At 73.3% G+C, this 14,588-nt stretch carries 14 protein-coding genes and 1 pseudogene; 10 read left to right on the forward strand and 5 right to left on the reverse strand.

Going from position 1 to position 14,588, the window contains the following annotated elements:
• Together ACEPPI_RS36845 and ACEPPI_RS36850 are read left to right on the forward strand one after the other, a co-directional pair.
• Positions 1-205: pseudogene (locus tag ACEPPI_RS36845) on the forward strand (hypothetical protein); the annotation flags it as partial.
• Positions 206-247: 42 nt separating this feature from the next.
• Positions 248-1,024: a hypothetical protein gene (locus ACEPPI_RS36850; RefSeq protein ID WP_373919623.1), complete on the forward strand. Its 777-nt coding sequence runs from the start codon at positions 248-250 to the stop codon at positions 1,022-1,024.
• A 50-nt stretch (positions 1,025-1,074) separates the two neighbouring features.
• On the opposite strand, the gene ACEPPI_RS36855 is transcribed toward ACEPPI_RS36850, so the two are convergent.
• The 3 genes from ACEPPI_RS36855 to ACEPPI_RS36865 form a co-directional block, all read right to left on the reverse strand.
• Positions 1,075-2,256, reverse strand: coding sequence for an MAB_1171c family putative transporter (locus ACEPPI_RS36855; protein WP_373919624.1), 1,182 nt, complete (start codon positions 2,254-2,256; stop codon positions 1,075-1,077).
• Positions 2,253-2,810 (reverse strand): toxin-antitoxin system, toxin component, encoded by a 558-nt coding sequence (locus ACEPPI_RS36860; protein ID WP_356223587.1) that lies wholly within the window; start codon positions 2,808-2,810, stop codon positions 2,253-2,255. The genes ACEPPI_RS36855 and ACEPPI_RS36860 overlap by 4 nt, the downstream gene beginning before the upstream one ends.
• 64 nt (positions 2,811-2,874) lie before the next feature.
• The gene (locus ACEPPI_RS36865; RefSeq protein ID WP_373919625.1) at positions 2,875-3,543 is read right to left on the reverse strand and encodes a helix-turn-helix domain-containing protein; all 669 of its coding nucleotides are present in this window, start codon (positions 3,541-3,543) and stop codon (positions 2,875-2,877) included.
• Between the two features lie 334 nt (positions 3,544-3,877).
• Between ACEPPI_RS36865 and ACEPPI_RS36870 the strand changes: the two genes are divergently transcribed.
• The 4 genes from ACEPPI_RS36870 (at position 3,878) to ACEPPI_RS36885 (ending at position 9,218) form a co-directional block, all read left to right on the forward strand.
• Complete coding sequence (locus tag ACEPPI_RS36870) at positions 3,878-4,750, forward strand: helix-turn-helix domain-containing protein (RefSeq protein ID WP_373919626.1); 873 nt, start codon at positions 3,878-3,880, stop codon at positions 4,748-4,750.
• 198 nt (positions 4,751-4,948) lie between these two features.
• Positions 4,949-6,304, forward strand: coding sequence for a 6-phospho-beta-glucosidase (locus ACEPPI_RS36875; RefSeq protein WP_373919627.1), 1,356 nt, complete (start codon positions 4,949-4,951; stop codon positions 6,302-6,304).
• Between the two features lie 189 nt (positions 6,305-6,493).
• Entirely contained in the window at positions 6,494-8,476 is a 1,983-nt protein-coding gene (locus ACEPPI_RS36880; protein ID WP_373919634.1) for an MDR family MFS transporter, read from the forward strand.
• A 79-nt stretch (positions 8,477-8,555) separates the two neighbouring features.
• The gene (locus tag ACEPPI_RS36885) at positions 8,556-9,218 is read left to right on the forward strand and encodes a GPP34 family phosphoprotein (RefSeq protein ID WP_373919628.1); all 663 of its coding nucleotides are present in this window, start codon (positions 8,556-8,558) and stop codon (positions 9,216-9,218) included.
• A 13-nt stretch (positions 9,219-9,231) separates the two neighbouring features.
• On the opposite strand, the gene ACEPPI_RS36890 is transcribed toward ACEPPI_RS36885, so the two are convergent.
• A complete protein-coding gene (locus ACEPPI_RS36890) occupies positions 9,232-9,750 on the reverse strand; it encodes an NUDIX hydrolase (RefSeq protein WP_373919629.1) in 519 nt (172 codons plus the stop codon).
• 163 nt (positions 9,751-9,913) lie between these two features.
• On the opposite strand from ACEPPI_RS36890, the gene ACEPPI_RS36895 reads away from it, so the two are divergent.
• Positions 9,914-11,368: an NAD(P)/FAD-dependent oxidoreductase gene (locus tag ACEPPI_RS36895; protein WP_373919630.1), complete on the forward strand. Its 1,455-nt coding sequence runs from the start codon at positions 9,914-9,916 to the stop codon at positions 11,366-11,368.
• Positions 11,369-11,479: 111 nt separating this feature from the next.
• On the opposite strand, the gene ACEPPI_RS36900 is transcribed toward ACEPPI_RS36895, so the two are convergent.
• Positions 11,480-12,547 (reverse strand): ATP-dependent DNA ligase, encoded by a 1,068-nt coding sequence (locus ACEPPI_RS36900; RefSeq protein WP_373919631.1) that lies wholly within the window; start codon positions 12,545-12,547, stop codon positions 11,480-11,482.
• A gap of 75 nt (positions 12,548-12,622) precedes the next feature.
• Between ACEPPI_RS36900 and ligD the strand changes: the two genes are divergently transcribed.
• From ligD to ACEPPI_RS36915, 3 genes are all read left to right on the forward strand, one after another.
• Positions 12,623-13,642 (forward strand): non-homologous end-joining DNA ligase, encoded by a 1,020-nt coding sequence (gene ligD / locus ACEPPI_RS36905; protein ID WP_373919632.1) that lies wholly within the window; start codon positions 12,623-12,625, stop codon positions 13,640-13,642.
• A gap of 68 nt (positions 13,643-13,710) precedes the next feature.
• Positions 13,711-14,193 (forward strand): HAD domain-containing protein, encoded by a 483-nt coding sequence (locus ACEPPI_RS36910; protein ID WP_373919633.1) that lies wholly within the window; start codon positions 13,711-13,713, stop codon positions 14,191-14,193.
• 46 nt (positions 14,194-14,239) lie between these two features.
• On the forward strand, positions 14,240-14,482 hold the full coding sequence (locus ACEPPI_RS36915) for a WhiB family transcriptional regulator (RefSeq protein WP_266843789.1): 243 nt from the start codon (positions 14,240-14,242) through the stop codon (positions 14,480-14,482).
• Positions 14,483-14,588: the final 106 nt, after the last annotated feature.

Here is a 14,588-nt window from a genome sequence, read left to right on the forward strand (position 1 = left end):
GCCGGTCCCCGCGGCGGCCCCCGCCCCGCCCGCGGTGAGGGCCGCCGCGCCCGCGCGCGCCTTCCACGTGCGCCCGTACCGTTCCGCGGCCCTGGCGCGGCGCGGCCCGAACGGCCTGAGCACGATGATGCTCATGGTGGTGGTCACCACCCCGGCCGTGCTCGCGGCCGCCGCGCTGCGCCCCCGCTCCAAGAGCCGCGGCTGACGCACCTCATGCACCCACGCACCCACGAACGGGAGATTTCTCGTGTCCGAATGGCTGGTCCTGGCCATCGCCATGGCGCTCGTCTGCGCCGTCGTCCTCGCCATCACCTCGATCCGGCACCGCCGGGTCGCGGCCGACGAGGACACCAGCGAAACCCCTGACGTCATCGAGTACATGACGATGATGGTCGGCGTGGTCTACGCGATCGTCCTGGGTCTGGCCATCGCGGGGGTCTGGGAGGCGCGCGGCGGGGCGGAGGACAGCGTGCGCCGCGAGGCGCAGTCCCTCTACGAGGTCACCCAGCGCGCCGACGTCTACCCGGCGCCCGTCCGCGACCGGATCCGCGGCGAGGTGGACGCGTACGTCTCCCACACGGTCAACGTGGACTGGCCGCGGCTGGTCTCCGGGCAGGGCGCCTCCGACGAGGGGGCGCAACTGCTCGGGAAGCTGCGCGGCGACGTCACCCACCAGAGCCCCGCCAATGAGCTCCAGGCGCAGGCCTACCAGCCGCTGCTCGACCACATCGCGGCCGCCGACGACGCCCGCCACTCGCGCACCCAGAGCGACGAGTCCACCCTGCCGAGCGTGGTCTGGGTCGGGCTGGTGGTCGGCGGCCTCGTCACCATCGGGCTGATCTTCACCCTGCAGATCCGGCGCTCCGGCCGGGAGCTGCTGCTGGCGGGCCTCTTCAGCGCGCTGATCGTGTTCCTGCTCTTCATGGTCTGGAGCTTCGACGCCCCGTACGGGCGGGACGGGACCGATTCCGCCGGGCCCTTCCAGGACCTGTTCCCGGCCGTCACGGTGACCGCCTCCCGCTGAGGCTCCCGCGCCGAGGGCCGCGGCCCGGCACCGCACGGCTCCGGCCGGGGTCAGCCCCCGGCCGGGGCCGCCCGGTGCCGGGCCGCGGCCACCAGCGGGGAGTGCCGCAGGGCGTCGGAGATGCGGACGAGGTCGCGCGGACCGTCGGCCGTCACCAGCACCCGCTCCCCGTCCGTCCCGCCGTCCGCCGTCCCCTCGGGGGCGGCGGAACTCGTCCGTACGGCGGCCGCCACCATCGCCGCGTCCGCGACGGCGCGGGCGGTCTCCTCGTCCGCGCCGGCCGCGCGGGCCCGCTCGTAGGCGGAGTCGCGGTCGCGGCGGTCGAAGCAGGGACCGAGCCGCAGGAACCCGTCGTGGATGTCGGACTCCCGCTGGATCACCCGGATCTCGGCCGGGGACCACCAGGACATCCGCACGCAGGGGCTGCCGCTGGGGGCGGTGCTGCTCACCTCGCGCCACAGCGCGCCCAGGCGCCGGTACGTGGTCCAGGTCTGCCAGCTGTCCGACACCCGCTGGCAGACCAGCGGCAGCACGAAGCCCACCGCGCTGACCAGCGCCGCGGCGGAGGCCAGTGGCGGGGCCACGTAGGTGCTCAGGAAGTCCAGGTCGTGACCGAGCCAGCGGGCGCAGACCGCGGACAGCTTGGTGGCGTCGTAGGTGAGGCTGATGGAGTACCCCGACACGATGATCACCAGCCCGGCCCGCAGCCAGCCGTGGACCCGGACCGACCAGCGCCAGCACATGACGACCATCGTCGCGGCGGCCACGCTGTGCGCCAGGAGGTAGGAGACGATCATCAGGCGGACGTACGGGGTGTTGGCGTAGTACGTGTCGAAGTCGCGCAGCCGCTCGACGGACGCCTCGCCGAGGAGGAAGAACACCACGATCGCCACGACCACGACGGAGTAACCCGTGATCAGGCGCGCCGAGGTGCGCCGGATCTCCCGCTGCGGACCGCCGCGCCAGTTGAACATCAGCACCAGGCACGAGGCGCTGAAGGCCGTCATCAGGCAGTACACCAGCGGGGCGGAGAAATTGGGGATCCCGGTCCAGCGGTTGACGGCTTCGATGGTGGGCGGGGCGGCGAAGGTGAACACCGCCGTGGCCAGGACCAGCAGTGCGCAGACGGACCTCAGGAGCGGATCGCGCCAGTGCGCGCGCAGGGCCGGCAGTTTGCAGACGAGGGAGACCGCCATCGCGGCTGCCGGGATGTAGTAGTCCTGTCCGTTCAACGGTCGTTCCTGTGCCCCCGGTAGCCGAGGGAGGTTTCGATGCGGCCCGCGAGCTCGTCGCGCTGGGCCGGGGGCCGCAGGCCGGAGGAGCCGGCGAGCCAGGTGCGGCACCTGCTGCCCAGCAGGAGCCCGAAGGTTTCGGCGTCCGTCTCCTCCTGGACATCGGCACGGGTGCGCGCCGCGACGCTGCGGACCGTCTCGCCGAGGTCGGCGCCGTCGGCCAGGAGCCGGGCGGCGACGGCGGCGCCGTCGACGTGGTGGCTGCAGTGGCCGGCCTTCATGTGCCACAGCTCGTGGCCCAGGATCACCAGCTGGTGGTCGGGCGCGGTGCGTTCCTCGATGACCACCAGATCGCGGTCCGCCATGTCGAGCCAGAGGCCGCTGGCCGTCCCCTGCGGGAAGGCCGCCATGCGGAACTCCACCGGACGGCCGCGGTGCCGGCTCATGCCCTCGCAGAGGGCGGCGTAGAGGTCCAGGGGTTCCACGGGGGCGGGCAGCTTGATGCCGGCCACCAGCTCCCCGCACAAACGCCGCTGTGCTCTGCCTATGCTCACCGTTCTCCCCGTCGGCGCGGATCCGGATCAGGACTCAAGGATCAGATCCAGACTTTCGACTGGGTCATGATTCGTTCGGTTTGACGCTTTCGAGAAGCATGTCCAGCCATTCGGTCACCTTGTCCCGGTGCTTGTCGCTGGGCAGTTGGGCGGCCCGCCACGCGATGCCGCGTACGCCGTGGTTCTGCAGGAGTCTTGCCAGCGGATCGCCCGCCGAAGCGGTCTCGGCCGGTACGGTCTGCCGCTCGCGGCCCGCGAAGTCCTGGAGCAGCTGCTGCTCGGTCCGCTGGAGCGCGTCGGTGAGGGCGTCGGCGTCGTGGGCGGTGAGGAAGCCCGCGTGCACCCCGAAGAAGCGCTGGATGGCGTCACAGTGCTCCATGGTGGGGCGGCGGTCACCGTTGATCAGGGCGCCGGCCTGCTGCCGCGACATTCCGGCGCCGTCCGCGATCTCCTGCTGGGTGTAGCGGCGCCCGTTGGTTTTCACCCGGGTCCGCCGGAGCAGGTCCAGGCGCTGGAGGAAGCGCGCCTGGAGATCGGGTTCGCCGGCCGGACGCCCGTCGAGCAGAGTCTTGATCACATCGGCGGGGACCCCGGAGGCTTCCGAGAGCCGCCGGAGGTCGAAGACCTGATTCCGGGGGCGGCCCAATTTGTTCGCGAGTTCGGCGACCCGCGTGACGGTCGCTGCCAGGGGCGCGTTGGCCACCGCGACGGGAGCCGGGAAGCCGTCTGTCACCAGTGGTTCTCCTAGATCGCGCGAGGTCAGTGGGCACGTGGTCGGCCTCAGGGAATCTATCCGGTTTGTTTTGGGAGAGCTAGAACTTGCCACAGCTGTGGCGGGAATAAGCTGTCGCAAGGCTGGAATTGCCACAATAGTTGACACTCGAATGAAGTCGGTAGCAGGATCGCCACACGGAAATGAAGATCCAGACCGTGAGGAGGGGGAGCTCTCGGTGCCACATCTCGCAGCGGTGGGCCCGTCTGATGGCCTCGTCCGAGCCGGTGAGGAACGCCTGGCGGGCGAGGAGTCCGCCCGTGGCGCAGTGCGGTCGGAGCGACGCAAGGAGATTTTGCGCCAGCGCCGGGAGGAACTGGGCCTGAGCCAGGAAGACCTCGCGTCGCGACTGCGCATCAGTGTGCGGGCGTACGGAAACTGGGAGCGCGGGCTCGTCAAGGAATGGACGGACCGCAAACTCCTCGCCCTGGCCGAGGCCTTGGAGATGAGCGAGCGGCAGTGCTTCTGGCTCTTCCGGGTCATGGTCGACCGGGATCCGCCGCCCACCTGGCGCGCGGCCGAGGAGAACCGGCTGCCGCAGGACCCGGCCCAGCGCGACTACCTGTGCGACTACGCGGCCCTCATGGAGGCCGTCCCCTACCCGTCCTTCCTGGTGGACCACCGGTGGGACGTGGCCCTCACCAATTCGGCCTTCGACCGGCTGTTCCAGTCGGTCAGACCGCATCCGACGGCCCTGCCGGACGACAACTTCCTGCGCTTCGTGCTCTTCCACCCGGACGCCGCGGCCGTGCTGGAGGACCACGAACCGGCCTGGTGCGTACCGCTGCTGGCGCAGTTCGCCACCGCGCTCGGCGCGGCCCCGGACGACGAGGGGCTGCGGAGCATCCGTCAGGAGGTGGCCCGTGACCCGTTCATGGAGGCCGCCTACCGCTACGGGGTCCCGCACTGGCTGAGCACCCACGGCGAACTCGCCGCGGAACAGGACGGCGCCGTCCGGACGGTCCGTCATCCCGACCCCGCACACGGCGTGGTGCGGTGCCGCATGGTGGCGGAATCCAGCCGAATGCTGGAGGGCATGGGACTCACCCGGATCACCCTGGTGCTCTCCGCCCCGCAGGGCCTGCCGGCGGGTCCGGTGCGCGGTGCCACCGTCTTCCCGCAGCAGCAGGGGGCCCGGCTGCGGGCCGTGCCGTCGCCGGTGGACTGAGCGGGCGGGGGACACTGGTGCCCTGAAGCGTGTGCCGCGGCACCCCCGGCGGGGGTGCCGCATGGCGGATGCCACGATCTGCGTCATCGCGCGGATGTCACGGATCGTGGCATCCACCGAGGCGCCGGGGCGGACTTCCGCCCGGCGCGCGGTCGTGGTCCGTGGCACCGGTCGTGACGGCGGAAGGACGGTAGGGGCGTGCGGTTGACCATCCTCGGCGGGGGCGGATTCCGCGTCCCGCTCGTCTACGGAGCACTCCTGGGGGACCGTGGGGAGGGCCGGGTGTCCCACGTGACGCTGTACGACGAGGATCCCGGCCGGCTCACCGCCATGGCCCGGGTGCTCGCCGACCAGGCCGCGGCACAGGGCGCGGCGGACGCCCCGGCCGTCACCGCCACCGGGGACCTCGACGAGGCCCTGCGCGGGGCCGACTTCGTCTTCTCCGCCATCCGGGTCGGCGGACTGGAGGGACGGGCCGCCGATGAACGGATCGCCCTGGCCGAGGGCGTGCTGGGCCAGGAGACGGTCGGCGCCGGAGGGATCGCGTACGGGCTGCGGACCGTTCCCGTGGTGCGCGAGATCGCCCGCAGGATCGCCCGCGCGGCCCCGGAGGCCTGGGTCATCAACTTCACCAACCCCGCCGGGGTGGTCACCGAGGCCATGGCAGAGGTGCTCGGCGACCGCGTCATCGGGATCTGCGACTCCCCGGTCGGGCTCGGCCGCAGGATCGCCCGGCTGCTCGGAGCCCGGCCCCAGGACGCCTGGATCGACTACGTCGGCCTCAACCACCTGGGATGGGTGCGCGGCCTGCGCGTCGGCGGCCGGGACGAGCTGCCCCGGCTGCTGGCCGACGACAAGGCGCTGGAGTCCTTCGAGGAGGGCCGCCTCTTCGGGGCCGACTGGCTGCGCTCCCTCGGCGCGATCCCCAACGAGTACCTCCACTACTACTACTACAACCGGGACACGGTGCGGGCGTACCAGGAGGCCGAGCGGACGCGCGGCGCCTTCCTGCGCGACCAGCAGCGCGCCTTCTACGCCGGGACCGGACGGCCGGACGGGCCGCCCGGGTCGGCGCTCGCCGCCTGGGACCGGACCCGGGCCGAGCGCGAGGCCACGTACATGTCCGAGAACCGCGAGGTGGCGGGCGCGGGGGAGCGCGAGGAGAGCGACCTGGAGTCCGGCGGCTACGAGAAGGTGGCCCTCGCGCTGATGCGGGCCATCGCCCGGGACGAGCGGGCGACCCTGATCCTCAACGTCCGCAACCGCGGCACCCTGTCGGTGCTCGACGCGGACGCCGTGATCGAGGTGCCCTGCCTGGTCGACGCCAACGGGGCCCACCCGGTCGCCGTGGACCCGTTGCCGCTGCACGCGGTGGGGCTCGTGACCTCGGTGAAGGCCGCCGAGCGGGAGGTCCTCGCCGCCGCGGCGAGCGGTGCGCGGGCCGACGCCGTCAAGGCCTTCGCCCTGCACCCTCTGGTGGACTCCGTGGCCGTGGCCCGGCGGCTGCTGGACGGATACGCGACGGAGCACCCGGGGCTCGGCTACCTGCGCTGACGCGGGGGCCGGGGCCGGGGCGGGGCCGCCGCCGGGGTTCGGGCGCGGGCGGGTCACCCGTACGGCGGCTTGCGGCATGCGGGGGCGGCGGTCCGCTGTGACAGTGCGAGAGTGACCACTGCTCCCGCCCCGGCCGGGGCGCCCCCCGTGCTCGACCGGCGGAGGCGCAACGTCGTCTTCGGCACGATCATGCTGGGCGTGCTGCTGGCCGCGCTCGACCAGACGATCGTGGGCACCGCCCTGCCGACCATCGTCGCGGACCTGGGCGGTGCGGCCCACATGTCGTGGGTGGTGACCTCGTACCTGCTCGCGGAGACCGTCGCGACGGTGCTGGTGGGCAAGTTCGGCGACCTCTTCGGACGCAAGCTCGTCTTCCAGGTCTCCGCCATCGTCTTCATCACCGGCTCCTTCCTGTGCGGCCTCTCCTCCAACATGACCCTGCTCATCCTGTGGCGGGGCGTGCAGGGCATCGGCGCCGGCGGCCTGATGGTCACCTCGATGGCGCTGATCGCCGACGTGGTGCCGCTGCGCGAACGGGGCAAGTACCAGGGCGCGATCGGCGCCGTCTTCGGTGTCGCGACGGTGATCGGGCCACTGCTCGGCGGCTTCTTCACCGATCACCTGAGCTGGCGCTGGGCCTTCTACGTCAACGTCCCGATCGCGATCCTGGTGGTCGTGGCGGCCGCCCGGACCATCCCCTCGGTGCGGGCCGTCGGGCGGCCCGTCATCGACTACCTGGGCATCGCGCTCGTCGCTGCCGGCGCGAGCGCGCTGATCCTCGCCACCAGCTGGGGCGGGAACGAGTACGCCTGGAACTCCCCCGTCATCATCGGCCTGTTCGCGGGGGGCGCGCTGGCCCTGGCGCTGTTCTGCCTGGTGGAGACGCGGGCCGCCGAACCGATGCTGCCGATGCGGCTGTTCCGCAACCCCGTCTTCACGGTCTGCTCGGTGCTGAGCTTCATCGTCGGCTTCGCCATGCTCGGCGCGATGACCTTCCTGCCCACCTACCTCCAGTACGTGGACGGGGATTCGGCCACCGTCTCCGGCGTACGGACCCTGCCGCTCGTCATCGGCCTGCTCATCGCGTCCGTCTTCAGCGGCAACGTCACCAGCAAGACGGGCCACTACCGGATCTTCCCGATCGTGGGCAGCGCGGTCATGGCGGTAGGCCTGTACCTGCTGTCGCGGATGGGGCCGCAGACCGGCGCCTGGCTGGAATCCCTGTACATGTTCGTCCTGGGCGTCGGCATCGGCCTGTGCATGCAGGTGCTCACCATCGCCGTGCAGAACACCGTCGACTACGCCGACCTCGGCACCGCCACCTCCGGCGTCACCTTCTTCCGTACGCTCGGCAGCTGCTTCGGGACCGCGGTCTTCGGGACCATCTACGCCAACAGCCTGGAGCCGGCGCTGAAGGCGGGCGTGGCGGAGGCCGCCCGCGCCACCGGGGCCGATCCGGCGGCACTGGCGGTGGCGGCACAGAGCCCGCAGGGGGTGCACGGGCTGGACCCGGCAGCGGCCGGCCCGATCGTCGACGCGTACGCCGAGGCGCTCCAGACGGTGTTCCTGTGGACCGTGCCGGTGGCGCTGGTCGGCTTCGTCGTCGCGCTGTTCCTCAAGGAGGTCCACCTGCGCGACAGCGCGCGGGCCGCGTCCACGGACATGGGCGAGGGCTTCGCCTCGCCGGCCTCGGCCTCGGGGGATTCGGCCAAACTGCTGGAGCTGGCCGTGGGCAAACTGGTGCGGGGGATGGGGCAGGACACGGCACGGGCCATCGTCGAGGGCTCCGACACGCGGCTGGACATCGCGGGCGCGTGGGCCGTGATGCAGGTGGACCTGCTGACCCGGACGGTCGGCCACGCCGGGCTCGGCCTGATCGCGGCGCGCCGGTCGGTCCCGGCCGAGGTGCTGCTGCCGGTCTTCGACCGGATGACCGAGGAGGGCTACCTGACCCGGCAGAACGGCTACTTCGCGCTGACCTCGGGCGGGGAGCGGGAGGCGGGGGTGATCTCCGCCGCGTGGGCGCGGTGGCTCGGCGACCAGCTGGAGAAGGACCGGGGACGGCCGCGCAGCGCGGAACTGAGGGTGGCGGCCGACGCGATCGCGAAGCGGCTGCTCGCGGAGGACCTGCGCGACGGCAATTTCGCGCCACGGCTGGTCCGGCGGGAGTAGGGCCGGGAACTCGCGGACCTCGCCGGTCGTCCTTCCCCGCGAAGGGCATCGGGCACGGGCAAGGCGGGGGGTACCGCTCATGGCGATCACATTGGCGGAGGAGGTCGTGCTGCTGTCCCTGGACGGGGCGTCGGGGGCGGCGAGGCAGCGGCAGGCGGCGGGCTGGGCCGCCGCGGGGGGCATACTCCTCGAACTGGTCATGGCGGAGCGGGTCTCGGTGACCGGCAAGTACCTGGAACTGCGCAGTACCACCCCCACCGGGGAGCGGTTGCTGGACGGCCGGATCCTGATGATCGAGTCCTGGCTGCGGGGCCGCAGCAAGCGGCGGGTGACGGACTGGCTGACGAAGGACCACGCCAAGGCGGTCGGCGCCGCGCTGGACGGCCTCGGCGAGCGGGGCATCGTCGGGTCGGAGGTGCGCAAGGTGCTCGGGGTGATTCCGCAGCGCCGCTACCCCGAGGCCGACGCCACCGCGGAGCGCGAGCTGCGGGACCGGCTCGGAGCCGTGGTCCTGGACGGCGCCGACCCCGACGGGCGTACGGCCGGCCTCATCGCCCTGCTGCACGCGGCCAAGCTGCACCGGCTCGCCTTCCCGGACCGGCCGCCCCGGCTGGTGGCGCCGCGGATGGGGGAGATAGCCGCCGGGCAGTGGGCGGGCGAGGGCGTTCGCGCGGCCATCCGGGACATGCACGCCGCGGTGGTGGCCGTCACGGCGGTCATGGCCGCCTCCACGGCGGTCTGAACGGCGGGGTGCCCTACGGGGTGTTCCGCGGGGTCCCGGGGGCCGGGCCGGTCGGGTAGTCGTACGAGGGCACGTGCGGCAGCATCGGAAGGTCCGGGCGCCAGCTGCGCAGCACGGCGGCCGTCGGGGGATAGAGGGCGGAGGGGACCTCGTCCGCGGCGAACCACTGCCAACGCGCGATCTTGTGCGGCTCGGTGACGGTGGGGCTGCCCTCGGCGGACCGGGTGAGGGCGGCGGCCGTCAGCCGGGTCAGGCCGGAGCCCGCGTCGATCTGCACCGCGAGCACCTCGATGGCCCCGGGCGCGGCCCGCAGGGCGGTTTCCTCGGCGAGCTCCCGTGCGGCGGCCTGCTCGAAGCCCTCCCCGGGATCGACCTTGCCGCCCGGCAGTTCCCACCGGCCGTCGTGCGCCTGACCGAGCAGCAGCCGGCCGTCGGGGCCGAGGACGATCAGCCCGACGCCCACGACGGCGTTGGGCTGGGGGACGGCCCGTACGGCCGGGGCCGTCGCGGCGTCCTGCTCTTCGGTAGCCATGACTCCATTTGCCGGTCGCGCCCGATCGTTTGTCAAACCCGGCCCGGCCCGTGAGCCGCCGAACGCATGGAATCGGACAACTGTACGGGTTTCGGTCAGGGGCTGTCCGCGCAGGCTCTGGGCGGTCCGATCGTCGTACGGTCCGTCGGCTCAGGGGGGCGCAATGGCACACGTGCTGGTCATCGGCGGAGGGGTCGCGGGTCTCGCGGCCGCACTGCTCGCCGCCCGGCGGGGGCACACCGTCGAGCTGTTCGAGCGGGACACCCGTGCGCCCGGTACCGCCCTGGACCGGGACTTCTTCGGCTGGCGCCGCCCGGCCGTCCCCCAGGCAGCCCAGCCGCACGCCCTGCTCGGCGCCGCCCGCAAGGTGCTGGTCGCCGAACTGCCCGACGTCCACGCCGAGATGCTCCGGCTCGGCGCGCGCGAGCGGCACGAGCTGGACTGGTTCGACGTACGCCCGCCGGCCCGGCCCGGCGACGAGGACCTGATCATGCTCCAGGCGCGCCGGATCGTGCTGGAGAGCGCCCTGGCCACCGCACTGCGGTCCGAGCCGGGTGCGGTGGTGCGCTACGGGGAGCCGGTCTCGGGGCTGACGGCCGTCTCCGGGTCCGCGGCGACGGCCCTGTCGGGGGCCGGTGCGGGGTCCGCTACGGGGGCGGGGACGGGTGCGGGACCGGGGATACGGGTGACCGGGGTGACCACGGCCGGCGGCGCGTACGAGGGGGACCTCGTCGTGGACGCCGGCGGCCGGCGGGGCGGCGTCGAACGGTGGCTGGCTGCGGCGGGCTGCCGCCCGGGCACCGTCGAGCGGCACCGCACCGGCCTCGCCTACTTCTGCCGCTGGTACCGGCTGCCCGCCGGGATGGAGGACGGGCCGCGCAGGCCGTGGACGGTGACCGGCGGGGGCTTCGCGGGCTGCGCCGTCTTCCCGGCCGACAACGGCACCTTCGCCGTGACCTTGTTCGTCCACACCGAGGACCCCACCCGCTCGGCGCTGCGCGAGCCGGTCGTCTTCGAGGCCGCCGCCCGGTCCTTTCCGCCCGGCGAGGCCTGGCTGGGGCTGGGCGCCGCTCCGTTGTCGGGGGTCCTCGCCACTGCGGGCCTGGACAACCGGTGGAGCGCCCTCGCGGACGGGCGGGGCCCGGTGGTGAGCGGGCTGGTGCCCGTCGGGGACGCCCTCACGCACACCAATCCGACCCTGGGGCAGGGGACCTCCCTCGCCCTGTGGGCCGCGCACCGGGTGGCGCGGACCGCGCACCAGGACGCCGGGTCCGACCGCTTCGCCGCCGAGTACCACGACTGGGCCGTCCGTACGATCAAGCCCTGGTTCGACTTCCAGGTCGTCGCCGACGCGGCCATCGGGGACCGCTTCGCGACCCGGGCCTCCCGGACCGGAACGGCCCGGGAGGCGGCCGCGCTGTTCGAGTGCGCGCTGGAGGACCCGGAGGTGATGCGGGCCCGGGCCAGGGTCCGCCACCTCGTCGACCCGCCCGAGCGGGCCTACGCGCACCCCCTGATCCGGGCCCGCGTCACCCGCTGGCTCGCGGCCCGGCCGGAGTACGCCCCGAACGCGGTGGGGCCGGACCGGGCCGAGTGGGAGAAGCTGACGGCCGGCTGACCCTCCGCGCGAGGCCCCTGCGGCGCCCCTGCGGGCACCCCTGAGCTCCCTGAGCCCCCGCGCTTCCTGCGGCCCTCGCCGCCCGGGGCTCCCGCGGCGGCGACGGGCCGGTCAGCCGCCGGTGCCCAGCACCACGGCGAGGTCGTAGCCGACGACCTCCTCCAGCTGGGCGTACGTGCAGCCCTCCGGGGTGCGGTCGGGGCGCCAGCGGGCGAACTGCGCGGTGTGGCGGAAGCGGTCGCCCTCCATGTGGTCGTACTTCACCTCGCAGACCCGCTCGGGGCGCAGGGGGACCCAGGACAGGTCCTTCTTGCCGGTCCACCGGCTCTGCGCGCCCGGCAGGCGGGCGCTCTCGTGTGCGGACTCCTCGGCCCACGCCGCCCATGGGTGTCCCGCCGGGTCGGCCATGCGCAGGGGGTCCAGCTCCACGACCAGCTCGGCACGGCGCTTCATGGGGAAGGCGGCGCAGACTCCCACGTGCTGGAGCCCGCCCCGGTCGTCGTACAGGCCCAGGAGCAGCGATCCGACAATCGGACCGCTCTTGTGGAAACGGAAACCCGCGAGAACGACGTCCGCCGTACGCTCGTGCTTGATCTTGAACATCAGGCGGGCGTCGGGCCGGTAGGGGAGGTCGAGGGGTTTCGCGACGACCCCGTCGAGTCCGGCGCCTTCGAACCGCTCGAACCACTCCCGCGCGAGCGCGGGGTCGGTGGTCGCGGGCGCGAGGTACACGGGGGGCCGAGCGGTGGAAAGGGCGTTGACCAAGGCGGTACGGCGGTCGCCGAGCGGGGTGTCCAGGAGGGACGCGTCGTCGAGGGCGAGCAGGTCGAAGGCCACGAAGCTGGCCGGGGTGGTCTCGGCGAGCAGTTTCACGCGGGACGCGGCGGGGTGGATCCGCTCCGTGAGCCGCTCGAAGTCGAGCCGCCCGCCCTGCACGATCACGATCTCCCCGTCCACCACGCAACGGGGCGGCAGGTTCTCCTTGAGGGCCGCCACCAGCTCCGGGAAGTACCGGGTCAGGGTCTTTCCCGTGCGGCTGCCGATCTCCAGCTCGTCGCCGTCGCGGTGCACGATGGCGCGGAAACCGTCCCACTTCGCCTCGTACTGCATTCCGGGCGGGATCTTCGCCACGGACTTGGCGAGCATCGGCTTCACGGGGGGCATCACCGGCAGATCCATGTCATCGATTCTGCGGTGGTACGTGCGGACCCGCCCGGTGTGCGCGCCCGGCCGGGCCCGCCTACCGTGGCGCTCATGGGTGCTTCGGGTGGTGCGATCGAGCTCGACGCCGGCGGGCGGACGGTCCGGCTGTCCAACCCGGACAAGGTGTACTTCCCGGAGCGCGGCCTCACCAAGAGGGACGTCGCCGAGTACTACCTGGCCGTGGCGGACGGGATCACCCGTGCCCTGCGCGACCGGCCCACCACTCTGGAACGGTACCCGGACGGGGTGGAGGGCGAGTCCTTCTTCCAGAAGCGCGCCCCGAAGAACCTCCCCGACTGGATCCCGACCGCCCACATCGCCTTCCCCAGCGGGCGCACCGCGGACGAGATCTGCCCGACCGAGCCGGCCGCCGTCCTGTGGGCCGCCAATCTGGGCTGCCTCACCTTCCACCCCTGGCCGGTGCGCCGCGAGGACACCGACCGGCCCGACGAACTGCGCATCGACCTTGATCCGCAGCCCGGCACCGACTACCACCACGCGGTGGCCGCCGCCCACGAACTGCGGGCCCTGCTGGAGGAACTGGGCCTGCGCGGCTGGCCCAAGACCTCCGGCGGGCGGGGGCTGCACGTCTTCGTGCCGATCGCCCCGCGCTGGACCTTCACCGAGGTGCGCCGGTGCGCGATCGCCCTGGGGCGGGAGCTGGAACGCCGGATGCCCGACCGGGTCACCACCGCCTGGTGGAAGGAGGAGCGCGGGGAGCGCATCTTCGTCGACTACAACCAGACCGCCCGCGACCGGACCATCGCCTCGGCGTACTCCGTCCGCCCCCGCCCGCACGCCCCGGTCTCCGCGCCGCTGCGCTGGGACGAGGTGGACGACGCGCAGCCGCGCGACTTCGACATCGTGACCATGCCGGCGCGCTTCGCCGAACTGGGCGACCTGCACGCCGACATGGACGAGCACGCCTTCGGCCTGGAGGCCGTGCTGGAACTCGCCGAGCGGGACGAACACGAACACGGACTGGGCGACATGCCCTACCCGCCGGACCATCCCAAGATGCCGGGCGAGCCCAAGCGGGTGCAGCCGAGCCGGGCGAAGCACGAGGACTGAGCCGGCGGCCCGCGCAGCCGTCTCGTCCTCAGTTCCGTGGCCGGAAGGGACGACCTAGGCTCGGGGCCATGAGGACTTCCGACTCGCGGCCGTTGCTCTTCCTGGATGTCGACGGGCCCCTGATCCCCTTCGGGGGAGCGGGCCACCCCGCGGCCGCCGCGACCGGTCATCCGCTGCTGGGCAGGCTCGATCCGGCCCACGGGGCCCGGCTGCTGGCGCTGCCCTGCGAGCTGGTGTGGGCCACGACCTGGGGGGAGGAGGCCAACGAGACCATCTCCCCGCGGATCGGGCTGCCGCGGCTGCCGGTGGTCGACTGGCCGGAGCCCACGCAGGACGAGGGGCGCGGAGGTCTCCACTGGAAGACCCGTCCGCTCCTCGCCCGCGCGGCGGGGCGCCCCTTCGTCTGGGTGGACGACGAGATCACCGCCGCCGACCGGGCCTGGGCCGCCGACCGTCACCCGGCGCCCGCGCTCCTGCACCGCGTGGATCCCCGTTCGGGCCTCACGCCCGCGGACTTCGACACCTTCGTGCAGTGGCTGACCTGCTGTTGATGAGCTGTTGATCGGACGTCCATCGGGGCGCAGCAGGATCGGCGGCATGTCGATGAACACCACTGCCACCGCTGCCCCCGCCTGGTACGACCTCGCGCTCTGTGCCCAGACGGGCCCGGCCTTCTTCTTCCCGGACCCCGGTTCCTCGCTCCGGGACGCGAAGCGGCTGTGCGGGGCGTGCGAGGGGCGGGTGGCGTGCCTGGAGTACGCCCTGGCCAACGACGAGCGGTTCGGCGTCTGGGGCGGTCTCTCGGAGGCGGAGCGGCAGGCCCTGCGCCCGCGCGGCTGAGCGCCGCCGCGGGCCGACCCGTGGGGCCCGGCTCCGGTCCCGGGGGGGGGGGGGGGGGGGGGGGGGGGGCGCGGGGGGGGGGGGGGGGGGGGGGGGGGGGGGGGCG

The organism is Streptomyces sp. AB3(2024), assembly GCF_041862025.1.
Lineage (GTDB): Bacteria > Actinomycetota > Actinomycetes > Streptomycetales > Streptomycetaceae > Streptomyces.